We start from the raw sequence: 24,368 nt of genomic DNA, 5'->3' as shown, positions 1-24,368 counted from the left end.
GAACTGCGGGCGGCCGGGGTTCGGCTGCGCCGCGTGAGAGCTGGTCGCGCCCACGCGGCGGAGCCGCATATTGATACAGCCCCGCACCCCTACGGGGCGCTGCCCCCTACGTGGGCTACCAGGCGAAGGCCTCCGGGGAGGGGCCCGGGCCCGGGAAGATCTCGTCGAGGCCGGTCAGCAGCTCCTCGCTCAGCTCCAGCTCGACGGCCCTCAGCGCCGACTCCAGCTGTTCGGCGGTGCGCGGGCCGACGATCGGGCCCGTCACGCCGGGGCGGGTGAGCAGCCAGGCGAGGGCGGCTTCGCCGGGCTCGATGCCGTGCTTTTCGAGCAGGTCCTCGTACGACTGGATCTGCGCGCGGGTGGAGGGGTCGGCGAGGGCGTCGGCGGCCCGTCCGGAGGCGCGTCGGCCGCCCTGGACCTCCTTCTTGATGACCCCGCCCAGCAGCCCGCCCTGCAGCGGCGACCAGGGGATGACCCCGAGGCCGTAGTCCTGCGCGGCCGGGATGACCTCCATCTCGGCGCGCCGCTCGGCGAGGTTGTAGAGGCACTGTTCGCTCACGAGGCCGATGGTGCCGCCGCGCCGGGCGGCGATCTCGTTGGCCTGGGCGATCTTGTAGCCGGGGAAGTTGGAGGACCCGACGTACAGGATCTTGCCCTGCGTGATGAGGGTGTCGATCGCCTGCCAGATCTCCTCGAAGGGGGTGGCGCGGTCGATGTGGTGGAACTGGTAGACGTCGATGTAGTCGGTCCCCAGCCGCTTCAGGCTGGCGTCGACCGCGCGCCGGATGTTCAGCGCGGACAGCTTGTCGTGGTTGGGCCACGCGTCGCCGTCGGCGGCCATGTTGCCGTACACCTTGGTGGCGAGCACGACCTTGTCGCGGTGGGCGGGGCTCTTGGCGAACCAGCTGCCGATGATCTCCTCGGTCCGCCCCTTGTTCTCACCCCAGCCATACACGTTGGCGGTGTCGAAGAAGTTGATGCCGGCGTCCAGCGCCGCGTCCATGATCGCGTGGCTGGCGGCTTCGTCTGTCTGCGGGCCGAAGTTCATGGTGCCGAGGACGAGTCGGCTGACCTTGAGTCCGGTACGTCCGAGCTGCGTGTACTTCATGGTCACCCAGCCAACGTCGTGGAGTGCGCTCTAGGCAAGGACTTCCGTCCGGTCGGGCCGGGGTTCTTCAGAGGAAGACACGCGCGATGTCGAGCCACTTGCCCGCGTCCTCGCCGACGGCCCTGAGGCCGGTCTCGGCCAGGGACCTGCGCCGGGTGACCCGGAGGCAGAAGTCGAGGGCGGTGCCCTGCACCCGTTGCGCCGCGTTCTCCGGGCCCCAGGCCCAGACCTGGCCGCCGGGGCCGGTCAGCTCGATACGGAACGGCTCCGTCGGACCGGGCAGCTGCGCGGCGTGGAAGGACAGCTCCCGTCCGGTCACTCCCAGGGCGGCCACCTGCCTGAGCCGGTCCGTCGGACGACGTGACACACCGAGTGAGTCGAAGACGTCCTGCCCGTGGGCCCACGTCTCCATCAACCGCAGCGGTGTCATGAGCGTCGCGGTCAGCTGCGAGCCGTACCAGGGGAAGCCGTGGTCCCGGGCTACGTCACGGAGCGCCGCCGCCACCTCGGCCCGGCCCGCGCGCCAGCGGGCCAGCAGTGCCGACCGCGGTTCGGCCGCCCCCGCGGCGGCGTCGAGATCGGCGTACCGGGCGCCCGCGGCCTCGGCCTGCTTCAGCACGGCGTCGAACGCCTCCGGGGCCCGTATGGCGGTGACAACGTTGGCGTCGGCTGAAGCGAGATGAGCTATCTGGTGGGCGATCGTCCACCCCACGGCCGGTGTCGGCCTGGTCCAGTCAGGGTGCGCCGACACCAGGGCGTCGAGTTCGTCCCCTTCGGCCACCAGGTCGGGGACCGCGAGGTCGCCCTCCAGAACGGAGAGGTCGAGGCCGTAGTTCAGCATCCGGAATCACCTTCGCACGCGTTGACGGCAGGCACGGCCGACCCTAGTCGAAGGGCCCGTGGGAACGGCTCAACTCCGGTGCGGGGAGGGCTAGTCGGTGGGAAACTCGTCGGTCTTCAGGGTGAGGCCGACGACCGTGGCCGTGAGGTCTGCCTCGTCGCCGAAGTCGACCTTGGTCTCGGTCGCGTAGTCGTCGCCCTTGGGGTTGGTGTAGATGTGGCAGCGGCGCTGGTAGGGGTCGGCGATCAGGTAGACGGGGACCTCGGCCTGGGCATAGGCGGTCTTCTTCAGGCCGTAGTCGTTGGCCGCGGTACCCCGGGAGATGACCTCGGCGACGAACTCGACGTCCTGGTAACGCCAGAGCCCCTTCCCGTTCTTCACCGCCTCCTCGGCCATCACCGTCACGTCGGACGCGAACCCGTTCAGATGCCCCGGGTAGTCGACACGGACATCGGACTTGACCCGCTTCCGGGGGTACTTGGTCCGCAACTGCTCGTAGATGTCCGCGATGATCTCCCAGTGGGTGTCCCGCTGCGGTGCCATGAAGACGGTCCCCTCGACGATCTCGACCTTGTAACCCTCGGGGGCGGGCATCTTCTCGATCCGCTCGAACAGCTCGTCGAGCGTGATCTCGTCGTCGCTCTCGGCCATCGCGATCCTGTCTTCGAGGACGGTCATCCTGGCGCTCCTCCCCGGCCACCCTCCGCACGAGTGCGGCCGCGCGGTTCAACGATACGCACGGTGACCGGGCAACGGCGGAATCCGGTCAGTCCGTTCCGGCCGCGTACTCCTCGCCCAGGTCCCACCCCTGCCACATCGCCTCCGCGAACGCCTCGGCGATGCGGTGCTCGCCGTTCGCGTTGGGGTGGGTGCCGTCGTAGGTGTCCGTGTCGATGTCGTACGACGGCGGGGGCGAGGCCAGCAGCAGCGGGGAGCGGGGCTCGTCCAGGTCGGCGACCGTCTTCGCCAGCAGTTCGTTGAAGAGGTTCACCTGCTCCGCGAACTGCGGGTCCGACGCGGCCCGGATGTTCGGGATCACCGGCAGCACCACCATGCGGATGCGCGGGTTGGCCTCCCGCGCGGCCGCCACGAAGGACCGTGCGTTCGCCGCCGTCTGCTCCGCGTTGGTGTAGAAGCCCAGGTCGATCAGACCGAGGGAGACGAGGAGGACGTCGGCGCGGCAGGACCGCACCGCCTCCCCGATGAGCGGCGCCATGTGCAGCCAGCCCTCGCCCCAGCCGGCCAGGTGGGCGCGCGGGAAGTCCGGATCGGCGTAGGTGTACGACACGGGCGCGTCGGCGAGCTTGTCGTACAGCGTCTCGCGCGGGCCGACCAGGGTGAACGGGCCGCCGTAGGTCGCGCACAGGTGCTGCCACATGCGGTACCGCCATGTGTGTTCGCCCGTGCTGCCGATGGTCATCGAGTCCCCGACGGGCATGAACCTGAGCATCCGCTCATGATGGACGATCAGCGGGAGCGGTGGGGTGTGAGGACCGCCACGTCACCCACGGGCCCCGGGCCGTGAAACACAGTGCGGGATGGCAGGCTTGGGCCCATGCGCCGACGATCGTTCGCCCTCCTCGCCGGGGTCCTGCTCACCGGGGCCCTCGCCGCCGCACCCGCCTCCGCCGCCGACGGCACCGGTGACAAGGGGTTCACGATCACGGACCCGCGCATCACCGAGTCCAGCGGTCTCGCCGCCTCCCACCTGCACCCCGGCATCTACTGGACCCACAACGACAGCGACGACGGCCCCTACATCTACGCCGTCGACAGCGCGACCGGGAAGACCGTCGCCACGGTCACGCTCAGTGGCATCGGCAGGCCCCGTGACGTCGAGGCCATCTCCATCGGGCCCGACAACCAGATCTACGTCGGGGACATCGGCGACAACCTCGACGGCAGCTGGCCGTACGTGTGGATCTACCGGCTGCCCGAGCCGAAGGTCCTGGAGAACCAGACGATCAGGGCGACGCAGTACATCGTCAAGTACGCGAACGGCGCCCGCAATGCCGAGTCGCTGATCGTCCACCCCAAGACCGGGCGCGTGTACATCATCGACAAGAAGGAGGACGGCGGGCATCTCTACGAGGGCCCGGCGACCCTGTCCTCCTCCGGCACCAACATCTTCAAGCCCGTCGCCGCCGTCGACCTCTGGGCCACCGACGCCGCCTTCTCGCCCGACGGCAAGCAGCTCGCCGTACGCGGCTACCTCGGCGGCATCTACTACGACTGGAACGGCGGGAAGATCAAGCGGGAGGGGCGGCTCGACGTGCCCCTCCAGAAGCAGGGCGAGTCGGTCAGCTACTCCGCCGACGGGACCAGGCTGATGTACGGGAGCGAGGGCTCGGACAGCCCGGTACAGGCCGAGGACGTGCCGGGCGGGGCGGCCGGGAAGTCGCCGTCCGGCGGCGGGAGTTCGGCCGCCGCCGGGGGCAGCGGCAGTCCCGCGAGCGGCAAGGTCAAGGTCGGCGCGATCGCCGTCGGCGTCGCCGTGCTCGCCCTCTTCGGGCTGCGCCGGCTGCGGCGCACACCCCCCCGTCGGCACTGACCCCCGCCGACGTCACCCTTCCGGGTCACCGGCGGGGCGGCCGTGGGCCGGTCCGGCCTCACGGAACGGGAACACCCCTGCGCCGCAGCGCCGCGCGCCCGGCGAGAAGGGGCGCCCGGAGCCTGTCCCGGCTCCGGGCGCCCTCCGCTGTCGTACGCGTCAAAGCTTCTCGATCACGTAGTCGACGCACTTCGTCAGCGCCTCGACGTCGGCCGGGTCGATCGCCGGGAACATCGCGACACGGAGCTGGTTGCGGCCGAGCTTGCGGTAGGGCTCGGTGTCGACGATGCCGTTGGCGCGCAGCACCTTGGCGACGGCGGCCGCGTCGATCTCGTCGGCGAAGTCGATCGTGCCGATGACCTGCGAGCGCTGGGCCGGGTCGGCGACGAACGGGGTGGCGTACTTGCTCTCCTCGGCCCAGGTGTAGAGGCGGGTCGAGGAGTCCTTCGTACGGCCGGTGGAGAAGGCGAGGCCGCCCTGGCCGTTCAGCCACTTCAGCTGCTGGTCGAGCAGGAAGAGGGTGGCGAGGGCCGGGGTGTTGTACGTCTGGTTCTTGCGGGAGTTGTCGATCGCCGCGGGGAGGCTGAAGAACTCCGGCACATGGCGGCCGGACGCGTGGACGCGCTCGGCGCGCTCGATCGCGGCCGGGGAGAAGACGCCGATCCACAGGCCGCCGTCGGAGGCGAAGGACTTCTGCGGGGCGAAGTAGTAGACGTCGGTCTCGCTGATATCGACGGGGAGGCCGCCCGCGCCGGAGGTGGCGTCGACGAGCACGAGCGCGCCCTCGTCGGCCCCGGCGACCCGCTCGATGGGCATGGCGACACCGGTCGAGGTCTCGTTGTGCGTGAAGGCGTAGACGTCCACGCCGGCCTCGGCCCGCGGCTGCGGGTGGGTGCCCGGGTCGGAGGCGATGACGGTGGGTTCGGCCAGCCAGGGGGCGAGCTTGGCGGCCTTGGCGAACTTGGACGAGAACTCACCGAAGTTCAGGTGCTGCGACTTGCCGTCGATCAGACCGTGGGTGGCGACGTCCCAGAAGGCGGTGGATCCGCCGTTGCCGAGGACGACCTCGTAGCCGTCCGGGAGGGAGAACAGGGCGCTGATGCCCTCGCGGACCTGGCCGACCAGGTTCTTCACCGGGGCCTGGCGGTGGGAGGTGCCCATGAGAGAGGTACCGGTGGCGGCGAGCGCGTCCAGCGCCTCCGTCCGCACCTTGGAGGGGCCCGCGCCGAAGCGTCCGTCGGCGGGCTTGATGTCAGCGGGGATCTGGATGTCAGCCACGGGGCGAGCGTAGTGGCTGGAGGAAACGCGGTCGAAATGTAGTCCGTCGGGTGAGACGGGCGGGTGAGACGGGCGGGTGAGCGGGCGGGGCGCGGGCGGGTGGCGGGCCGGCCCATGTCCCGGTGCAGCCGAGTGGCCGCGGTCCGAGGTGATTTCGCTGCCGCCGAGTGGCCGCGGTCCGAGGCGATTTCGCGGCCGTCGTCCCGCGTCACCGTCGGCGCCGGCGGGCAGACTGGGAGGCATGGTCGATCTGGAGGCTGAACTGCGCGGGGCCGTCCGGGGCGAGGTGGGGTTCGACGTCACGTCGCGGGCGCTGGTCACCATGGACGCGTCCAACTACCGGCGGGTCCCGGCGGGGGCGGTGGCCCCTCGGGACGCGGCCGACGTGGCGGCCGTCCTGGAGGTGTGCCGCGCCCACGGGGTGCCGGTGGTCGCCCGGGGCGGCGGCACCTCGATCGCGGGGCAGGCCACGGGCACCGGCGTGGTGCTGGACTTCACCCGCCACATGAACCGTCTGCTGGACCTGGATCCGGTCACCCGGACGGCCGTCGTCCAGCCGGGTCTGGTCCTGGACCGTCTTCAGGAGGCCGCCGCCCCGCACGGTCTGCGGTTCGGCCCGGACCCCTCCACGCACAGCCGCTGCACGCTCGGCGGAATGATCGGCAACAACTCGTGCGGCGCGCACAGCGTGGCCTGGGGCACCACGGCGGACAGCGTCCTGGAGCTGGACGTGCTCACCGCGCGAGGCGGCCGGCTGCGGCCGGGGCAGGACTGGGCGGGGGCACCGGAGGGCCTGCGCGAGCTGGTGGCCGGGGAGCTGGCCCGCCTGCGCACCGGTTTCCCCGACCTTCCCCGCCGTATCTCCGGGTACGCCCTGGACGCGCTGCTCCCCGAGAAGGGCGCCGACGTGGCCCGCGCCTTCTGCGGCAGCGAGGGCACGCTGGGGATCCTCACGGAGGCGACCGTCCGCCTCGTCGAGTCGCCCCGCGCGCGTGCGCTGGCGGTGCTCGGGTACGCCGACGAGAGCGCGGCGGCGGAGGCGGCGGCCGGGCTGCTGGCCGCCGCCCCGTTGACGGTGGAGGGCATGGCCGCCGACCTGGTGCGGTCCCCGGCCGGACTGCCGCGCGGCGGCGCCTGGCTGTTCGTGGAGACGGGCGGGGAGTCGGCCGCGCAGGCACGCGCGCGTGCGGAGGCGGTCGTCCGCGCGGCGGATGCCCTGGACGGGCTGGTCGTCACCGACCCGGCCGGGCAGCGCGCGCTCTGGCGCATCCGCGAGGACGCCTCCGGTACGGCGACCCGGATGCCGGACGGCAGCGAGGCGTGGCCCGGCTGGGAGGACTGCGCGGTGCCGCCGGCCCGACTGGGCGCCTACCTGCGGGACTTCAGAGGCCTGCTGTCCGCCCACGGCCTGCGGGGCACCCCGTACGGCCACTTCGGCGACGGCTGTATCCACGTCCGCATCGACTTCGACCTGCTCGGCGCGGCCGGCGTGGCCCGCTTCCGCCGCTTCTCGGAGGAGCTGGCCGACCTCGTCGTCGCCCACGGCGGCTCGCTCTCCGGCGAGCACGGGGACGGCCAGGCGAGGGCGGAACTGCTGCCGAGGATGTACGGCGCGGAGATGGTGGCGCTGTTCGAGAGGGCGAAGGGAATCTGGGACCCGGACGACCTCCTGAACCCCGGCATGCTGGTCAGGCCCGCGCCTCTGGACACGAACCTCCGCTTCGCCGTCCTCCCCCGCGAGCCGCTGCCGGTGGCCTTCGGCTACCCCTCCGACAACGGCGACTTCTCCGCGGCCGTCCGCCGCTGCGTGGGTGTCGCGAAGTGCCGTACGACCGAGGTGTCCGGCGCGTCCGTGATGTGCCCGTCGTTCCGGGCGACCGGCGAGGAGGAGCACTCGACGCGCGGCCGGGCCCGGCTGCTGCACGAGATGCTGGCGGGTGAACTGGTGACGGACGGCTGGCGGTCGACGGAGGTCCGGGACGCGCTGGACCTGTGTCTGTCCTGCAAGGGCTGCCGGTCGGACTGCCCGGTGGGGGTGGACATGGCGACGTACAAGGCGGAGTTCCTGCACCACCACTACGCGGGCCGCCGCCGTCCTCCGTCGCACTACAGCATGGGCCGGCTGCCGCGCTGGCTGCGCCTGGTGGCCCGCACCCGCACGGCGGGGCTGGTCAACGCGCTCGCCGCGGTACGCCCGCTGGCGGCGCTGGCCAAACGCGTCGGCGGCATCGCGCCGGAGCGGGGGATCCCGCGCCTGGCGAGGGAGCCGTTCAGCCGGTGGCTGCGGCGACGGCAGCGCAGGCGCCTGCGGGGCTGGATGGCGGACGCGCGGGTGGGACGCCGGCCGGACTTCCCGGCGCGGATGGTCTTCCTCTGGCCGGACACGTTCACGGAGCACCTGTCACCGTCGGTGGGCCGGGCGGCCGTACGGGTGCTGGAGGCGGCGGGCGTGGGCGTGGCGGAGCTCCCGACGCGGCCGTGGCGGGAACGGCGGTCGGCCGACGGTGAGGTGGAGAGCGTCGGCTTGTCCGCTCGCCGGCCCCGCCGGGCCTCCGGCGCGTGCTGCGGGCTGACGTACCTCTCGACGGGCCAACTCGACGAGGCGCGCGCGGTGTTGCGCCGCACCCTCGACCTCCTGGGCCCCTTCGTGCTGCCGGAACTGGCGGACGTGGAGGACCCGCCCCTCTTCGTCGTCCTGGAACCCAGCTGCGCGGCCGCCCTCCGCGCGGACCTGCCGGAACTCCTCCCGGACGACCCGCGCGCGGCCCGCCTGGCGGGGGCGGTGATCACCTTCGCGGAGGCCCTGGAACGCCTGGCCCCCGACTGGACCCCACCCCGCCTGAACCGCCGGGTCACCGGCCAGACCCACTGCCACCAGCACGCGGTACTGGGCGACACCGCCGACCGCCGTCTCCGCGAGGCCGCCGCCCTCACCGGCGACCTGGCCGGCGGCTGCTGCGGCCTGGCAGGCAACTTCGGCTTCGAGAAAGGCCACTTCGAGGTGTCGAGGGCGTGCGCGGAGGAGCAGCTGCTGCCGGCGGTGGCCGAGGCACCGCAGGACACGGTGATCCTGGCCGACGGCTTCTCCTGCCGCACCCAGCTGGAACAGCTGGCGGGGGTGCGGGGTAGGCACCTGGCGGAGGTACTGGCCGAGGGGCTGGAACCGGAAGGGGACGGGAAGTGATCGTGCACGAGGCGGAATTGAACCGGGTGGCGGTCCTCTCCGACATCCACGGGGTGTTGCCGGCCCTGGAGGCGGTCCTCGCGGAGCCGGACGTGTGCACGGCCGACCGCATCGTCCTCACCGGCGACATCACGGCGGGCCCGCAACCGGCCCAGGTGATCGAGGCGTTGCGCGAGCTGGGCGACCGGGTGCTGTGGGTGTCGGGAAACGCGGACCGGGAGCTGGTGGAGTACCGCAGGGGCGAACGCACCGAAATCCCCGACCCGATCGGCCCGTTCGCGGCGAACGCGCTCACCGCCGAACAGGTCGACTTCCTCACCGCGCTCCCCAGGACGGCCACCCTCACGATCCGAGGCCTGGGCCGGGTCCTGTTCTGCCACGCGACGCCCCGCGACGACGAGGAGATCGTCCTGGTCGACTCCTCGCCGGACCGCTGGGCGGAGGTGCTCACCGGCATCGACCCCGCCGTCACCACCGTCGTCTGCGGCCACACCCACATGCCGTACACACGCCTCGCCCACGGCCGCCTGGTCGTCAACCCCGGCAGCGTGGGCATGCCCTACGGCCGTCCGGGCGCCCACTGGTGCCTCCTGGGCCCCGGCACCGACCTGCGTGTGACGTCGTACGACATCCCGGCGGCGGTGGCCCGGCTCCGCGCCGAGTGCGCGTACCCGGACATCGCGGAGTGGGCGGACTGCTACCTCAACTCCCGGGTGACCGACACGGAGGCGCTGACGGTGTTCGGGCCGGGTGACGGGAGGGCGGCGGCCACCGGGGCTCCGTAGCGGGGCGCGGCGGGGGGTGGTCGGGCCGTTCGTGCTGGCGAGGGCGGGCGCGGGCGGGGGTGGCCGTGCCGGAGCGAGCGGGCGCCGGGGCTGCCGGGTCGTTCGTGCCGGAGCGGTGGTGGGGGTTTGCGCGACACGCGGTTCCTGGGCGGCGTGGGGAAAGCGGCCGCCCGGGGTGCGTCTGTTGTCCTTGACGGAAATGACCGGTTTCGCAGTCCGAGGAGTTCTCCGCCGATGACAGCAGCCCTTCGCCTTCGGACGATCACCCGTGCCGAACACCTCGCCTTCGTCGGCTCCCGGCCGTCCGTCAGCCATATGCAGGTGCCGTCCTGGGGGGACGTGAAGCCCGACTGGCGGGCGGAGAGTCTCGGCTGGTGCGACGGGGAAGGGCGGATCGTCGGGGCCGGGCTGGTGTTGTTGCGGGCGTTGCCCAAGGTGAAGCGGTATCTCGCCTATCTGCCGGAGGGGCCCGTCATCGACTGGCACGACCCGGCGCTGGAGCGCTGGCTCGATCCGCTGCTCGCGTACCTGAAGGGGCGCGGGGCCTTCACGGTGAAGATGGGGCCGCCGGTCGTCGTACGACGGTGGAGCGCGGAGGCGGTGAAGGAGGCGATCGCCGACCCCGCCGCCCGGCGGCTGCGGGACGCCGAGGCGACCTCGGAGGAACCCCGTGCCCTCGAACTCGCCGACCGGCTGCGCCGGACGGGATGGCGGCAGGCGGCGGCCGGCGGGGAGGAGGGGTTCGCGGCCGGGCAGCCCCGGTACGTGTTCCAGGTGCCGTTCGCCGGGCGGCCGTTGGAGGACATCCGGAGCGGGCTCAACCAGCAGTGGCGGCGCAACGTGAAGAAGGCCGAGAAGGCGGGGGTCAAGGTGGTCCGCGGCGGCTACGAGGACCTGCCCGCCTTCTACACCCTCTACGCCGAGACCGCCGAACGCGACCGCTTCATCCCGCGCCCCCTCCCCTACTTCCAGCGCATGTGGACCGCCCTCACCACGGAACACCCCGACCGTATGCGCCTCTACCTCGCCCACCACGAGGGCGAGGTCCTCGCCGCCGCGACCATGCTCACCGTCGGCCGGCACGTCTGGTACTCCTACGGCGCCTCCACCAGCCGCAGGCGCGAGGTCCAGCCCAACAACGCCATCCAGTGGCGGATGATGAGCGACGCCCACGAACTCGGCGCCTCCGTATACGACTTCAGGGGCATCACCGACACCCTGGAGGAGTCCGACCACCTGCTGGGGCTGCTCCGCTTCAAGGTCGGCACCGGCGGCGAGGCCGTCGAGTACCTGGGGGAGTGGGACTTCCCCCTCAACAAGCTGCTCCACAAGGCGTTCGACTTGTACCTGGCCCGCCGCGCTTCATAAGCCGGCTCTCAGGTTCATAAGAGAACTCTCAGGTTCGGGGTCGTTATACAGCTGTTACCCAGGTATTCACAGCACCTGTTTGCCGTTCGCAAGCCGACTTTGCTGTTCCTTGAGATCCGGGCCGTGTAAGTTCATCGGTGTCGGGCGGCGGGGATTGCCGAGGATGACGATCCGAAATCTCCGTACGTTGCCCAAGAGAATTCTCGTACCATCCCGCACCACTTGCACCTCGAACTCTCAAGGAGTCGGAATGAGCCTCAAGAAGCTCGCCCCGCTGCCCCCCAAGCCCAAGAAGCAGCTGCCCCCGCCGCCCCCGCCGAAGCCGAAGAAGAAGGCCCACAAGCCGCTTCCGAAGCCGATCCCCGGCCAGGACAACTGAGTCAGCCGTAAAGAGGACCGACGGTTCGCCGTCGGTCCTTTTTCACTCCTGAATTCCCGTAATTCCAGCGTCGGAGAGCGGAGGTAGTGAGAAATGCGCGCAAAGGAGAGTGCAGGCACGGAATACGAGTACGAAGTCGACACCTCGAAATACGAGGACGGCGACGAGTACGACGGGGACCAGTACGACGGGGACGACGAGGACGACGAGTACGCACCCGTCATCCCGGCCCGCACCGCCTTCCGCCGCTTCTGGCCGCTGACCCGGGGCCTGCGCGGCTGGCTGGTGATCGTCTGGGTGTGCACGGTGATCGCCGCGCTCGCCGAGACCGAGGCCATCCTGCTCTTCAGCGACCTCACCGACCACGCCCTGCAGAAGGGTTCGCTCAGCGCCTTCTGGAGCCCGGCCGGCCAGTGGCTGGGCATCGCGATCGTCGGCGCGATCGTCGCGTACGCCGGGAACTCCATCGCCGCCTGGGTCACCGAACGCTTCGTCATGCGGCTGCGCGAGCACGTCTTCGACCACGTCCAGCAGCTGCCCCCGCACTTCTTCCAGCGCCACCGCCAGGGCGACCTGCTCTCCCGCCTGACCAGCGACGTCGAGGCCATCGAGACCATGGTGGTGTCCGGGCTCGTCGGCGCCGCGTCGGCCCTGTTCAGCGCCCTGTTCTACGCGGCCGCCGCGTTCTGGCTGCGCTGGGACCTGGCCGCCGCCACCTTCGTCCTCGCCCCGCTGTTCTGGCTGGCCGCCCGCCGCTTCTCCGGCTCCATCAAGGACGTGTCCAGGGAGGGCCGGGTCGCCGACGGCGCGATCACCTCCGTGGTCGAGGAGTCCCTCGGCAACATCGTGCTGACCCAGGCGTACGACCGCCGTGACGCCGAGCGCCGCCGCCTGCACGAGGAGGCGAGCGCCTGGTTCCGCGCCTCCGTCCGCTCCACCCGCCTCAACGAGGCCTACGAGCAGCTCGTCCAGGTCATCGAGACGATCTGCGTCCTCGCGGTGATCGGCATCGGCGCCTGGGAGATCTCCACCGGCCGGATGACCCTCGGCCAGCTCCTCGCCTTCTCCGCCTTCCTCGGCTACCTCTACCCGCCCGTGCGCGGCCTCGCCCAGCTCGGCCTCACCGTCACCGCCGCCACGGCCGGCGCGGAACGGCTGATCGAGATCCTCGACGTCCGGCCGTCGGTCGCCGACCCCCGCCGCGGCACCGGCACGGACACCGGCCGCCCCGACGGCACCGTCGAACTCCGCGACGTCGGCTTCCGGTACCCCGGCGCCGACCAGGCCGCCCTGGAGGGCCTCTCCTTCACGGTCAGCCCCGGCGAACTCGTGATCATCACCGGGCCCAGCGGCGCCGGCAAGTCCACCGTCTCCAAGATGCTGCTCCGGTTCTACGACCCCGACAGCGGCGAGATCCTCCTCGACGGCGTCCCGATCCGCGACTTCCCGCTGGCCCGCCTGCGCGAGTACGTCACTCTCCTCCCCCAGGAGACCCTCGTCCTGCACGACACCGTGCGCGCCAACATCGCCTGCGGCCGCCCCGGCGCCAGCGAGCAGGCCATCGAGGAGGCCGCCAGGGCCGCCGACGCGCACGACTTCATCGTCCGGCTCCCCGACGGCTACGACACCAGGGTCGACCCCAACTCGGCCCGGCTCTCCGGCGGCCAGCTCCAGCGCCTGGCCATCGCCCGCGCGATCCTGCGCGACGCCCCCGTGCTGGTCCTCGACGAGCCGACCACCGGCCTGGACGCGATGGCCGCGCGCCGCGTCGTCAAGCCGCTGCGGCGCCTGATGGCCGGCCGCACGACCATCATGATCACCCACGACCTGAACCTCGCCCCCGACGCCGACCGCATCCTCGTCGTCGACCGCGGCCGCATCGTCGAGACCGGCCGCCACGACGAACTCCTCGCCCGCGGCGGCTCCTACTCCCGGCTGCACCGCTCCCAGAACAACGCGGTGATGGACACCGGTGAACTGCGGCTGCCGCTGTTCATGGACCAGGGCACACCGGCCGAGCCCGTCGCGGTGCCCCAAACCTCCTACGCGGGGGCGCAGGGCGGCGAGTACGTCCACCAGCAGCCGTACGGGAACATGTACGACTACGACGTGTACGCGGCGGCGGGGCTGTGGCCGCAGCCCGTGTACGACGCCTACACCGGGCCGGCCATGGAGCCCGACTACGGGGCGAACGTACCCACCACGCTCCCCGACGGCCGGCCTCTGTTCCGTGACGAGGAGCCGTGGCCGGGCATCTGAGCCCGCGGGTGCTGAATGCCTGTCAAAAGCATCCTGTTACACACCTATTGCACAAAGAATCTTCAAGGGTTCTCCATTCGATTTGTACGCTGCGTAGATCCGTGGCCCGGCGGGGCGAGACCCCGGCGGGCCTCTCGCGATCCCAGGGGATTCACATGCGCATACGCGTCGCGGCCACTGTTCTCTCCGGCGCGGTCGTTCTGTCCGCGCTCGCTGTTCCGGTGGCCGCTCAGGCGGCGGAACGTTCCGGCGCGCAGGACGGACTCGGCTCCTTCTCCGCCAAGACCGTCCAGCCGAAGGACGCAGAGGGGAACATCAAGTTCTCGAAGGGCGTCGTCAACGGCGGCAAGGACATCGTCCTCGGCACCACCACGAAGAAGGCCGTCACCGCCACCTACACCGCCACCAGCTCCAGCGGCGTCGCGCTCACAGTGGCCTACCTCTGGCAGGGCACCGACCCCTCCAATGACCTCACCGGCGAACTGGACATCGACGACGACCCCATCTGCACAGAGTCGACCACCCAGACCGGCGTCTACAGCTGCAAGGCCGTCTTCAACATCAACGCTGCCAAAGACCTGAAGAACAACGGCGTCGCCGGAACCTGGAAGTTCGCCCTCGGCGGCTGGGACCTCTACGCCAACGCCAGCTTCGACGACAACGTCGCCACCACCAAGATCAAGAAGGCGTCCCAGCTGACCGCCGACGCCACCCCGGAGCCCGTGAAGAAGGGCAAGACCATCACCGTCACCGGCAAGCTGACGCGCGCCAACTGGAACACCGGGACGTACGGCGGCTACGCGAGCCAGAAGGTGGAGCTGCAGTTCCGTAAGAAGGGCAGCACCACCTACACCAACGTCAAGGCCATCACCGCCGGCACCGGCGGCGCGCTCAAGACCACCACCAAGGCCACGGTCGACGGCTACTACCGCTTCTCCTTCGCGACCAACGCCACCACCGGCGCCTCGACGGCCACGGGTGACTACGTCGACGTGAAGTAACCCGAAGATTCGTTTCACCACCGTTCGGCCTCGCCCCTGCCAGGAATGAGGCCGAACGGTATGGATCGACAAATTCCCGGAGGGTGACCATGACGGCGGAGTTCGGGCTCTCCTGGCTGTCCATGCAGTGCGACGGCATGGACCTGACCATGACCGTGGCGGAACTGGACTGCCTCGTGGAAAGCAGCAGCAAGAGCGCCCTGCTCATGATCGCCGCCCGTTCGGTGACCGACGTTCCCGCGCCGCGCCACACCCTGCTCGGCCGGGACGTACGACGCCTGCTGGAGTCACCCCTCGACGACGCGGTGCTGCGCACGGTGTGGGTCGGCGGCGCGGACCATGCCTTCGATCCCCGATGGGACGAGGAGAGCATGCGGGACTGGCCGGCCGGGATCGAGGCGGCCTGGCTGGACGCCGAACGGCTGACGGACCCGGGTTTCCTCCCGCCTTCGTCGGCGCCGGCGTCTGATCCAGGTCTGCGCGCGGCGGTGCTGGAAGTCATCGACGGCGTGGCGGCCCGGCTGGCGGCCGCGACGCAGAACCGCGTCTGGCCTCCCAAGCTCCCCGGCTTGGTGCCCGCTCTGGCCGAGGTGGTCGAGAAGGTCGACGCGGACCTGGGTTTCCGGCTCTTTCTGCGGGTGCTGAAGTCCTCGGCCCTGCCCATCGGCCCGCGTGAGCACCAGGCGTTCCTCGCGGTCGGCGAACGGTTCGGCTACCCGGACCTGGTCGAGGAAGGCTATCTCCACGTTGTCCCGGCCGTGACATAGCGCAGTCGACATCTCACCGTCCAGGACAGCTCCATAAGGGGTTCACGCGCCTGCCTGAGTCCACTACCCTGGACTGGTTAGTGCATCGTAATGAACGACGAATCCCATGGACCGCCCGTGACCACCCCCAGCACCTCACAGCCGACGTCGACGCCCACGGTCACTTCGGTGGCCGCGCCTGCCGCCACCGGCGCTCCGGGCCGGCTCGGCTCGCTCGGGCCCGTCGGGCTGGTCCTGGCCGGCGGGATCTCCGTGCAGTTCGGCGGTGCCCTGGCGGTGACCCTGATGCCCAGGGCGGGTGCGCTCGGCGTGGTGACCCTGCGGCTGCTCGCGGCCGCGGTGATCCTGCTTGTCGTCTGCCGGCCACGGCTGCGCGGCCACTCCCGCAGCGACTGGGGCACGGTGATCGTCTTCGGTATCACCATGGGCGCGATGAACGGCCTCTTCTACGAGGCCGTCGACCGCATCCCGCTGGGCCTCGCCGTCACCCTCGAAGTGCTCGGACCGCTCGCCCTGTCCGTACTGGCCTCCCGGCGCCTGATCAACGCCCTCTGGGCGGGACTCGCGCTGGGCGGTGTGTTCCTGCTCGGCGGCGGAGACTTCAGCGGCCTCGACCCCGTGGGTGTCGGCCTGGCCCTGGGCGCCGGTGCCATGTGGGCCACCTACATCATCTTCAGCGCCCGCACCGGCCGCCGTTTCCCGCAGGCCGACGGTCTGGCCCTGGCCATGGCGGTCGCGGCTCTGTTGTTCCTCCCGCTGGGCATCGCCGGAGCCGGCAGCAGGCTCCTGGACCCGACCACCGTCGCCCTGGGGTCGTCGGTCGCGGTCCTCTCCTCGGTCCTGCCCTACACCCTCGAACTCCTCGCCCTGCGCCGCCTTCCGGCCCACACCTTCGCCGTCCTCATGAGCCTGGAACCTGCCATCGCCGCCACCGCCGGCTTCCTCGTCCTCGGCCAGGCCCTGTCGGCCACCCAGGCGGCCGCCGTCGCCCTCGTCATCGCGGCGAGCATCGGCGCGGTCCGCTCCCAGGTGGGACGACGCCGGCAGGCGGCGGCCGGTGCGCAGCCGGACCCGGTGGCCGTGGCCCAGCCGGAGCCCGTCGTCGGCGCTCAGCCGGAGGGGAACGGCAGCGCGTCCTGATAGCCGTTCGAGGGTCGCTGGATCTTCTTCACGTTTGGGCGTCCAGCGTGACCGGCGCGGACTTCGTACGAGGCACACCGTCTGCCAGGCCTGCAACGCGGCGTTGCTCACGCCCTGGCCGAGGAGGAAGAGGCCGGTACCGGGGAGGACGGCGGCGGCCATGAGGAGGAGGGGCCGGTAACGGGGAGTTGACGCGAGGGTGTGCCCGCGACCTCCTCGGCAGTCGTACGACCGCTTGCCGTGGGCTCCACGACGATCGTCGCGTTCGCCCCCGCGCCGAGTTCGTCTGTCCTCCGCATACGGGCGTCGGTGCCGCGACGGGTCGTCCCAAGGAATGCCCCCCGGAATGCCCCAGGAATGGCCGCGGATGCCGCAGGAAGGGCCGCGCATGTCCCCGGGCAACCCCGGGATCGCCCCGGGGAGGCTCCTGCTCCCGGGCACGGGCGCAAATTCATGCAAGCGTGCTTGATTGTTTCTCGGGTCGCTGCCATGCTCCTCCCCATGTCCGATCCGACGCCCGTCATCGACGACCTGCGTGAGGAGAGTGCGGAACTCGACCGGCTGGTAGCCGAGTTGGGAGCCGAGCAGTGGGCTCTCGCCACCCCCGCGCCCCGCTGGACCGTCGCCCACCAGATCGCGCACCTCGCCTGGACCGACCACTCCTCGCTGCTGGCCGTGACCGATCAGGACGCCTTCGCCCGCGAGGTCGAGAAGGCGCTGGCCCAGCCCGGCGACTTCGTGGACAACGGGGCCGAGGAAAGCGCGGCCAGGCCCCCCGCACAGTTGCTGGCGGACTGGCGGGCCGGGCGCGAGGCCCTGGACCAGGCACTGCGCGCGGCGCCGGTCCGGGCGCGTTTCCCCTGGTACGGCCCCCCTATGTCGGTCGCCTCCATGGCCACCGCCCGGCTGATGGAGACCTGGGCGCACGGCCTGGACATCGCCGACGCGCTGGGCGTGACCCGCACGCCCACCGACCGGCTCCGGCACATCGCCCGCCTCGGCGTCCGCACCCGCGACTTCGCCTTCGGCGTGCACGGACAGCCCGTGCCCTTCGAGGAGTTCCGCGTCGAACTGACCGCCCCCTCCGGCGAGCTGTGGACATACGGCCCCGAGGACGCCGACGACCGGGTCACCGGCCCTGCCCTCGACTTCTGCCTCCTGGTCACCCAGCGCGCCCACCGCACCGACCTCGCCGTGCGGGCCGTCGGCGCCGACGCCGACCGCTGGCTCGACATCGCCCAGGCATTCGCGGGGCCGCCCGGCCCCGGCCGCACCCCGAAGGGCGGTGCCGCGTGACCCTGCGGATAGGCAACGCCTCCGGCTTCTACGGCGACCGTTTCGACGCCCTGCGCGAGATGCTCACCGGCGGCGAACTCGACGTCCTCACCGGCGACTACCTCGCCGAGCTGACCATGCTCATCCTGGGCCGCGACCGGCTGAAGGACCCCGGCGCCGGATACGCCCGCACCTTCCTCCGCCAGCTGGAGGACTGCCTGGGCCTCGCCCACGAACGCGGCGTACGGATCGTCACCAACGCCGGCGGCCTCAACCCGGCCGGACTCGCCGACGCGGTACGGACGTTGGCCGACCGGCTCGGCATACCTGTGCGCGTCGCACATGTGGAGGGCGACGACCTCACCGCCGCCCACCCCGGCAGCCTCGCCGCCCACGCCTACCTCGGCGGCTTCGGGATCGCCGAGTGCCTGCGGGCCGGCGCCGACATCGTGGTCACCGGCCGGGTCACCGACGCCGCCCTCGTCACCGGACCCGCCGCCGCCCACTTCGGCTGGCAGCCGGGGGAGTACGACCGGCTCGCGGGCGCCGTCGTCGCCGGACACGTCCTGGAGTGCGGAACCCAGGCCACCGGCGGCAACTACGCCTTCTTCGCCGAAGCAGCAGCCGCAGCCGCAGTGGGGGCCGGCCGGGACCTGCGGCGGCCCGGCTTCCCGCTCGCCGAACTCCACGAGGACGGCGGCTGCGTCATCACCAAGCACCCCGGCACCGGCGGCTTCGTCGACGTCGGCACGGTGACCGCCCAGCTCCTGTACGAGACCGGCGGCGCCCGGTACGCGGGCCCCGACGTCACCGCCCGCCTCGACACCGTACGGCTGAGCCAGGACGGCCCGGACCGGGTACGGATCGAGGGCGTGCGGGGCGAGGCACCGCCCCCGACCCTCAAGGTCGGCCGCAACCGCCTGGGCGGCTTCCGCAACGAGGTCGTCTTCGTCCTCACCGGCCTCGACATCGAGGCCAAGGCGGCACTGGTACGCGAGCAGATGACCGACGCCCTCGCCAAGTCGCCCCCGCAGGAGGTGCGATGGGAGCTGGTGCGCACCGACCGGGCCGACGCGGACACCGAGGAGACGGCCAGCGCGCTGCTCCGGCTCGTCGTACGGGACCGGGACCAGGAGGCCGTCGGGCGGGCGCTGAGCGGAGCCGCCGTGGAGCTGGCGCTCGCCAGCTACCCCGGCTTCCATGTGCTCGCGCCACCTGGGAAGGGCGCGCCCTATGGGGTCTTCGAGGATGTGTACGTCCCCCAGGGCGAGGTGCCTCATATGGCCATCCTCCATGACGGGCGACGGATCCCTGTGCCGCCGGCCCAGGACACCCTCGTACTCCAGGATCTGCCCGAACCGCCGCTGCCCGAGCCGCTCCCGGCCGGTCCCACCCGGCGGGCGCCCCTCGGGCTGGTGGCCGGGGCCCGCAGCGGCGACAAGGGCGGGAACGCCAACGTCGGCGTCTGGGTGCGCTCGGACGAGGCCTGGCGCTGGCTCGCGCACACCCTGACCGTCGACACCTTCCGGCACCTCATACCCGAGAGCCGCGAGTTGACCGTCACCCGGCACCTCCTGCCCGACCTCCGCGCCGTCAACTTCACCGTCGAAGGCATCCTCGGCCGGGGTGTGGCCGCCCAACACCGTTTCGACCCCCAGGCCAAGGCCCTCGGCGAATGGCTTCGCTCCCGCCACCTGGAGATCCCGGAGGCCCTGCTGTGACGGTCATCGAGACCACGCTCGACACCCGCGACCCCGACTACCGGGCGAACCGCGACACCATGCTCGCCAAGCTCACCGACCTGGAGGCCGAGCACGCCAAGGCACTCGCGGGTGGTGGCGAGAAGTACGTCGCCCGGCACCGCAAGCGCGGCAAACTCCTCGCCCGCGAGCGCGTCGAGCTCCTCCTCGACCCCGACACGCCCTTCCTGGAGCTGTCGCCGCTGGCCGCCTGGGGCAGCGACTACGCCGTCGGCGCCTCGCTCGTCACCGGGATCGGCGTCGTCGAGGGCGTGGAGTGCCTGATCACCGCCAACGACCCGACCGTGCGCGGCGGCGCCAGCAACCCCTGGTCGCTGAAGAAGGCCCTGCGCGCCAACGACATCGCCCTCGCCAACCGGCTGCCCTGCATCAGCCTGGTCGAGTCGGGAGGTGCCGATCTGCCGTCCCAGAAGGAGATCTTCATCCCCGGAGGCGCCATCTTCCGGGACCTCACCCGGCTCTCGGCCGCCGGCATCCCCACCATCGCGGTCGTCTTCGGCAACTCCACGGCAGGCGGCGCCTACATCCCCGGCATGTCCGACCACGTGATCATGGTCAAGGAGCGCGCGAAGGTCTTCCTCGGCGGACCGCCCCTGGTGAAGATGGCCACCGGCGAGGAGAGCGACGACGAGTCCCTGGGCGGCGCGGAGATGCACGCGCGCGTGTCGGGTCTCGCCGACTACTTCGCCGTCGACGAACCGGACGCCCTGCGCCAGGCACGCCGCGTGGTCGCCCGTCTCAACCACCGCAAGGCGCACCAGGATCCGGGGCCGGCCGAGCCCCCCAAGTACGCCGCCGACGAACTCCTCGGCATCGTCCCCGGCGACCTCAAGATCCCCTTCGATCCACGCGAGGTGATCGCCCGGCTCGTCGACGCCTCCGACTTCGACGAGTTCAAGCCGCTGTACGGGACCAGCCTGACGACGGGCTGGGCCACCCTGCACGGCTATCCCGTGGGGGTGCTCGCGAACGCCCAGGGCGTCCTGTTCTCCGCGGAGTCGCAGAAGGCGGCCCAGTTCATCCAGCTCGCCAACCAGCGCGACATCCCGCTCCTGTTCCTGCACAACACCACCGGCTACATGGTCGGCAAGGAGTACGAGCAGGGCGGCATCATCAAGCACGGCGCGATGATGATCAACGCGGTGAGCAACAGCCGTGTCCCGCACATCTCCGTCCTCATGGGCGCCTCCTACGGCGCCGGCCACTACGGCATGTGCGGGCGCGCCTACGACCCCCGTTTCCTGTTCGCCTGGCCCAGCGCCAAGTCCGCCGTCATGGGCCCGCAGCAGCTCGCCGGCGTGCTCTCGATCGTCGCCCGCCAGTCGGCCGCCGCGAAGGGACAGCCGTACGACGAGGACGGCGACGCCGCCCTGCGCGCCATGGTCGAGCAGCAGATCGAGTCCGAGTCGCTGCCGATGTTCCTGTCCGGGCGGCTGTACGACGACGGCGTCATCGACCCGCGCGACACCCGCACCGTCCTCGGCCTGTGCCTGTCCGCCATCCACACCGCCCCCTACGAGGGCGCGCGGGGCGGCTTCGGCGTCTTCCGGATGTGAGGGATCACATGATTTCGACTCTGCTGGTCGCCAACCGCGGCGAGATCGCCTGTCGGGTCTTCCGCACCTGCGCCGACCTCGGCATCCGGACCGTCGCCGTGCACTCGGACGCCGACGAGAACGCGCTCCACGCGCGCGTGGCCGACACCGCGGTACGACTGCCGGGCGCCACGCCCGCGGACACCTACCTGCGCGGCGACCTGGTGGTGAAGGCCGCCGTGAGCGCCGGCGCGGACGCCGTGCACCCCGGGTACGGCTTCCTCTCCGAGAACGTCGACTTCGCCCGCGCCGTCCTCGACGCCGGTCTGGTCTGGATCGGGCCGCCCCCGAAGGCGATCGAGGCGATGGCGTCCAAGACGCGCGCCAAGGAGCTGATGGGGATCGCGCCGCTCGGCGAGGTCACCGAGTCCGACCTGCCGGTGCTGGTGAAGGCGGCCGCGGGCGGCGGGGGGCGCGGGATGCGCATCGTGCGCCGCCTTGAGGAGCTGAGCGCCGCGTTGGACGGCGCGCGTGCCGAGGCCGCGAGCGCCTTCGGTGACGGCGAGGTCTTCGTCGAGCCGTACATCGAACGCGGCCGCCATGTGGAGGTGCAGATCCTCGCCGACGCGCACGGCACGGTGTGGCCGTTGGGCACCCGCGACTGCTCACTCCAGCGCAGGCACCAGAAGGTGATCGAGGAAGCGCCGGCGCCCGGGCTCCCCGAAGGGCTCACGAAGGAGCTGTACGCGCTGGCCGTGCGCGCCGCGCGCGCCGTCTCCTATGTCGGCGCGGGCACCGTCGAGTTCCTCGTCGCCGACGGAAAGGCGCACTTCCTGGAGATGAACACCCGCCTCCAGGTGGAACACCCGGTCACCGAGGCCGTCTTCGGTATCGACCTGGTCGCCGAACAGATCCGCGTCGCCGAGGGCCACGCCCTTCCGCTCGAAGCCCCGCGCGCGCACGGTCACGCGATCGAGGCCCGCCTCTACGCCGAGGACCCCGCCCACGACTGGGCCCCGCAGACCGGAACCCTGCACCGCCTCGCCGTCCCCGGCAGCGTCCGCCTGGACACCGGCTACACCGACGGCGACGAGATCGGCGTCCACTACGACGCGATGCTCGCGAAAGCGGTCGCGCACGCTCCCACGCGTACGGAAGCGCTGCGCAAGCTGGCGCACGCGCTCGACAACACCACCCTGCACGGCCCCGTCACCAACCGCGACCTCCTCGTCCGCTCCCTGCGCCACGAGGAGTTCACCGCCGCCCGCATGGACACCGGCTTCTACGACCGCCACCTCACCACCCTCACGGCGCCCGCCGCCGACCCGCACGCCCCCCTCGCGGCCGCCCTGGCCGACGCCCATGGCCGCTCCCGCTTCGGCGGCTGGCGCAACGTCTCCTCCCAGCCGCAGACCAAGCGCTACCTGATGGCGGGCGAGGAACACGAGGTCCACTACCGGCACGCGCGCGAGGGCCTCACGGCAGAGGGCGTGCGGGTCGTGCACGCGGGCGCGCGTCTGGTCGTACTCGACATCGACGGCGTACACCGGAAGTTCGAGGTGTCCCGGTACGGCGACCAGGTCCACGTCAACAACACCGCCCTCACCGCACTCCCGCGCTTCCCCGACCCGAAGGCCCAGCTGGCGCCCGGTTCGCTTCTGGCGCCGATGCCGGGGACGGTCGTCCGGATGGCGGAGGGCTTGGAGGAGGGGGCGACGGTAGAGGCCGGCCAGCCCCTGTTGTGGCTTGAGGCGATGAAGATGCAGCACCAGATCACAGCCCCGGTCGCCGGCACGCTGAGCGAACTGCGGGTCGTGGTCGGCCAACAGGTGGAGCCCGGCTCTCTACTGGCGGTGGTGCAAGCGCCCCTTTAGGGGCGCGGGGCGGTATTCGATATGCGGCTACCGCCGCGTGAGCGCGACCAGCCACCGACAACCCGCACGCGAAGGAGCCACCGTGACCCCCCAAATCGAATCCGACGAGCACAAGGCACTCCGCGAAGCGGTGGCCACCCTCGGCAAGAAGTACGGCCGCGACTACATCACCCGCACCATCGCGGAGGGCCGCGCCCCCGCCGAACTTTGGCAGGAGGCCGGAAAACTCGGCTACCTCGGCGTCAACCTCCCGGAGGAACACGGCGGCGGAGGCGGCGGCATCACCGAACTCTCCATCGTGCTCGAAGAACTCGGCGCCGCGGGCTCCCCGCTCCTCATGCTGGTGGTCTCACCCGCGATCTGCGGCACGGTGATCGCCCGCTTCGGCACCGAGGAACAGAAGCGGACCTGGCTGCCCGCACTCTCCGACGGTTCCCGCCTCATGGCCTTCGGCATCACCGAACCCGACGCCGGCTCCAACTCCCACCGCATCACCACCACCGCCCGCCGCGACCCCGACACCGGCGACTGGCTGCTCACCGGCCGCAAGGTCTTCATCTCCGGCGTCGACATGGCCGACGCCGTCCTGATCGTCGGCCGTACCGAAGACGCTCGTACCGGACGTCTCAAGCCCTGCCTGTTCATCGTCCCGACCGACGCCGAGGGCTTCCACAAGCACCCCATCGACATGGAACTCAGCGCCGCCGAGAAGCAGTTCGAGCTGGTCCTCGACGACGTACGGCTGCCCGCCGACGCACTCGTCGGCGACGAGGACGCCGGCCTGCTGCAGCTCTTCGCCGGACTCAACCCGGAGCGGATCATGACGGCCGCCTTCGCGATCGGCATGGGACGCTACGCGCTGTCCAAGGCCGTCGAGTACGCGCGCGACCGCACCGTCTGGAAGACCCCCATCGGCGCGCACCAGGCCATCGCCCACCCCCTCGCCCAGGCGCACATCGAACTCGAACTCGCGCGCCTGATGATGCAGAAGGCGGCCCATCTCTACGACGCCGGGGACGACATCGGCGCAGGCGAGGCAGCCAACATGGCCAAGTACGCGGCGGGCGAGGCATGCGTGCGCGCCGTCGACCAGGCCGTGCACACCCTCGGCGGCAACGGACTCACCCGGGAATTCGGGCTCGCTTCGTTGATAACGGCCGCGCGTGTGGCTCGTATTGCTCCGGTGAGCAGGGAGATGATTCTCAACTACGTCTCCCACCAGACGCTTGGCCTTCCCAAGTCGTACTAGGCCACGCACTGGCA

At 71.3% G+C, this 24,368-nt stretch carries 19 protein-coding genes; 14 read left to right on the top strand and 5 right to left on the bottom strand.

Going from position 1 to position 24,368, the window contains the following annotated elements:
* Positions 1-115: 115 nt before the first annotated feature.
* The 4 genes from ACZ5K7_RS10215 to ACZ5K7_RS10200 all read right to left on the bottom strand — a co-directional run bounded on the left by ACZ5K7_RS10215 (position 116) and on the right by ACZ5K7_RS10200 (position 3,399).
* Entirely contained in the window at positions 116-1,108 is a 993-nt protein-coding gene (locus tag ACZ5K7_RS10215; protein WP_468912604.1) for an aldo/keto reductase, read from the bottom strand.
* A gap of 67 nt (positions 1,109-1,175) precedes the next feature.
* A complete protein-coding gene (locus tag ACZ5K7_RS10210) occupies positions 1,176-1,949 on the bottom strand; it encodes a TIGR03084 family metal-binding protein (RefSeq protein ID WP_351711779.1) in 774 nt (257 codons plus the stop codon).
* Positions 1,950-2,039: 90 nt separating this feature from the next.
* A complete protein-coding gene (locus tag ACZ5K7_RS10205) occupies positions 2,040-2,627 on the bottom strand; it encodes a Uma2 family endonuclease (protein WP_453565542.1) in 588 nt (195 codons plus the stop codon).
* An 88-nt stretch (positions 2,628-2,715) separates the two neighbouring features.
* The gene (locus tag ACZ5K7_RS10200) at positions 2,716-3,399 is read right to left on the bottom strand and encodes an SGNH/GDSL hydrolase family protein (RefSeq protein ID WP_351711783.1); all 684 of its coding nucleotides are present in this window, start codon (positions 3,397-3,399) and stop codon (positions 2,716-2,718) included.
* A gap of 105 nt (positions 3,400-3,504) precedes the next feature.
* Between ACZ5K7_RS10200 and ACZ5K7_RS10195 the strand changes: the two genes are divergently transcribed.
* Entirely contained in the window at positions 3,505-4,500 is a 996-nt protein-coding gene (locus ACZ5K7_RS10195) for a WD40 repeat domain-containing protein (RefSeq protein WP_468912350.1), read from the top strand.
* 159 nt (positions 4,501-4,659) lie between these two features.
* Here the strand turns inward: ACZ5K7_RS10195 and serC are convergent, their stop codons facing one another.
* Positions 4,660-5,778: a phosphoserine transaminase gene (serC, locus tag ACZ5K7_RS10190; RefSeq protein WP_351711787.1), complete on the bottom strand. Its 1,119-nt coding sequence runs from the start codon at positions 5,776-5,778 to the stop codon at positions 4,660-4,662.
* Between the two features lie 241 nt (positions 5,779-6,019).
* Here serC and ACZ5K7_RS10185 point away from each other — a divergent pair, with 241 nt between their 5' ends.
* The 13 genes from ACZ5K7_RS10185 to ACZ5K7_RS10125 all read left to right on the top strand — a co-directional run bounded on the left by ACZ5K7_RS10185 (position 6,020) and on the right by ACZ5K7_RS10125 (position 24,354).
* Entirely contained in the window at positions 6,020-8,962 is a 2,943-nt protein-coding gene (locus ACZ5K7_RS10185) for an FAD-binding and (Fe-S)-binding domain-containing protein (RefSeq protein WP_468912349.1), read from the top strand.
* Positions 8,959-9,747 (top strand): metallophosphoesterase family protein, encoded by a 789-nt coding sequence (locus ACZ5K7_RS10180; protein ID WP_468912347.1) that lies wholly within the window; start codon positions 8,959-8,961, stop codon positions 9,745-9,747. The genes ACZ5K7_RS10185 and ACZ5K7_RS10180 overlap by 4 nt, the downstream gene beginning before the upstream one ends.
* Positions 9,748-9,981: 234 nt before the next feature.
* Complete coding sequence (locus tag ACZ5K7_RS10175) at positions 9,982-11,115, top strand: lipid II:glycine glycyltransferase FemX (RefSeq protein ID WP_468912345.1); 1,134 nt, start codon at positions 9,982-9,984, stop codon at positions 11,113-11,115.
* 250 nt (positions 11,116-11,365) lie between these two features.
* Positions 11,366-11,494 carry a hypothetical protein gene (locus ACZ5K7_RS10170; RefSeq protein WP_351711793.1) on the top strand — a complete coding sequence of 43 codons (129 nt, stop codon included), beginning with the start codon at positions 11,366-11,368 and terminating at the stop codon, positions 11,492-11,494.
* 93 nt (positions 11,495-11,587) lie between these two features.
* On the top strand, positions 11,588-13,753 hold the full coding sequence (locus ACZ5K7_RS10165) for an ABC transporter ATP-binding protein (RefSeq protein WP_468912344.1): 2,166 nt from the start codon (positions 11,588-11,590) through the stop codon (positions 13,751-13,753).
* Between the two features lie 155 nt (positions 13,754-13,908).
* Entirely contained in the window at positions 13,909-14,754 is an 846-nt protein-coding gene (locus ACZ5K7_RS10160) for a hypothetical protein (RefSeq protein WP_468912343.1), read from the top strand.
* Between the two features lie 89 nt (positions 14,755-14,843).
* Positions 14,844-15,521, top strand: a complete 678-nt coding sequence (locus ACZ5K7_RS10155) for a hypothetical protein (RefSeq protein ID WP_468912342.1) — start codon at positions 14,844-14,846, stop codon at positions 15,519-15,521.
* A 117-nt stretch (positions 15,522-15,638) separates the two neighbouring features.
* Entirely contained in the window at positions 15,639-16,661 is a 1,023-nt protein-coding gene (locus tag ACZ5K7_RS10150) for an EamA family transporter (protein ID WP_351711801.1), read from the top strand.
* Between the two features lie 501 nt (positions 16,662-17,162).
* Positions 17,163-17,957, top strand: coding sequence for a TIGR03084 family metal-binding protein (locus ACZ5K7_RS10145; RefSeq protein ID WP_468912340.1), 795 nt, complete (start codon positions 17,163-17,165; stop codon positions 17,955-17,957).
* Positions 17,954-19,657, top strand: a complete 1,704-nt coding sequence (locus tag ACZ5K7_RS10140) for an acyclic terpene utilization AtuA family protein (RefSeq protein WP_468912339.1) — start codon at positions 17,954-17,956, stop codon at positions 19,655-19,657. The genes ACZ5K7_RS10145 and ACZ5K7_RS10140 overlap by 4 nt, the downstream gene beginning before the upstream one ends.
* Positions 19,654-21,252, top strand: coding sequence for an acyl-CoA carboxylase subunit beta (locus ACZ5K7_RS10135; RefSeq protein ID WP_468912337.1), 1,599 nt, complete (start codon positions 19,654-19,656; stop codon positions 21,250-21,252). Before ACZ5K7_RS10140 ends, ACZ5K7_RS10135 begins: the two co-directional genes overlap by 4 nt.
* A gap of 8 nt (positions 21,253-21,260) precedes the next feature.
* Positions 21,261-23,105, top strand: a complete 1,845-nt coding sequence (locus tag ACZ5K7_RS10130; RefSeq protein WP_468912335.1) for an acetyl/propionyl/methylcrotonyl-CoA carboxylase subunit alpha — start codon at positions 21,261-21,263, stop codon at positions 23,103-23,105.
* Between the two features lie 82 nt (positions 23,106-23,187).
* Complete coding sequence (locus ACZ5K7_RS10125) at positions 23,188-24,354, top strand: acyl-CoA dehydrogenase family protein (RefSeq protein WP_468912333.1); 1,167 nt, start codon at positions 23,188-23,190, stop codon at positions 24,352-24,354.
* The last annotated feature ends 14 nt before the right edge of the window (positions 24,355-24,368 follow it).

The sequence above is a fragment of the Streptomyces sp. NPDC031497 genome (assembly GCF_055580905.1).
This window is presented reverse-complemented; position numbering and strand designations above follow the sequence as displayed.

What these genes read in the sequence shown, in the direction of transcription:
- ACZ5K7_RS10215 (WP_468912604.1), bottom strand. Translation starts at nt 1,108, where the DNA reads ATGAAGTACACGCAGCTCGGACGTACCGGACTCAAGGTCAGCCGACTC.
- ACZ5K7_RS10195 (WP_468912350.1), top strand. Translation starts at nt 3,505, where the DNA reads ATGCGCCGACGATCGTTCGCCCTCCTCGCCGGGGTCCTGCTCACCGGG.
- ACZ5K7_RS10145 (WP_468912340.1), top strand. Translation starts at nt 17,163, where the DNA reads ATGTCCGATCCGACGCCCGTCATCGACGACCTGCGTGAGGAGAGTGCG.
- ACZ5K7_RS10210 (WP_351711779.1), bottom strand. Translation starts at nt 1,949, where the DNA reads ATGCTGAACTACGGCCTCGACCTCTCCGTTCTGGAGGGCGACCTCGCG.
- ACZ5K7_RS10130 (WP_468912335.1), top strand. Translation starts at nt 21,261, where the DNA reads ATGATTTCGACTCTGCTGGTCGCCAACCGCGGCGAGATCGCCTGTCGG.
- ACZ5K7_RS10200 (WP_351711783.1), bottom strand. Translation starts at nt 3,399, where the DNA reads ATGCTCAGGTTCATGCCCGTCGGGGACTCGATGACCATCGGCAGCACG.
- ACZ5K7_RS10185 (WP_468912349.1), top strand. Translation starts at nt 6,020, where the DNA reads ATGGTCGATCTGGAGGCTGAACTGCGCGGGGCCGTCCGGGGCGAGGTG.
- ACZ5K7_RS10165 (WP_468912344.1), top strand. Translation starts at nt 11,588, where the DNA reads ATGCGCGCAAAGGAGAGTGCAGGCACGGAATACGAGTACGAAGTCGAC.
- ACZ5K7_RS10155 (WP_468912342.1), top strand. Translation starts at nt 14,844, where the DNA reads ATGACGGCGGAGTTCGGGCTCTCCTGGCTGTCCATGCAGTGCGACGGC.
- ACZ5K7_RS10175 (WP_468912345.1), top strand. Translation starts at nt 9,982, where the DNA reads ATGACAGCAGCCCTTCGCCTTCGGACGATCACCCGTGCCGAACACCTC.
- ACZ5K7_RS10205 (WP_453565542.1), bottom strand. Translation starts at nt 2,627, where the DNA reads ATGACCGTCCTCGAAGACAGGATCGCGATGGCCGAGAGCGACGACGAG.
- ACZ5K7_RS10160 (WP_468912343.1), top strand. Translation starts at nt 13,909, where the DNA reads ATGCGCATACGCGTCGCGGCCACTGTTCTCTCCGGCGCGGTCGTTCTG.
- ACZ5K7_RS10170 (WP_351711793.1), top strand. Translation starts at nt 11,366, where the DNA reads ATGAGCCTCAAGAAGCTCGCCCCGCTGCCCCCCAAGCCCAAGAAGCAG.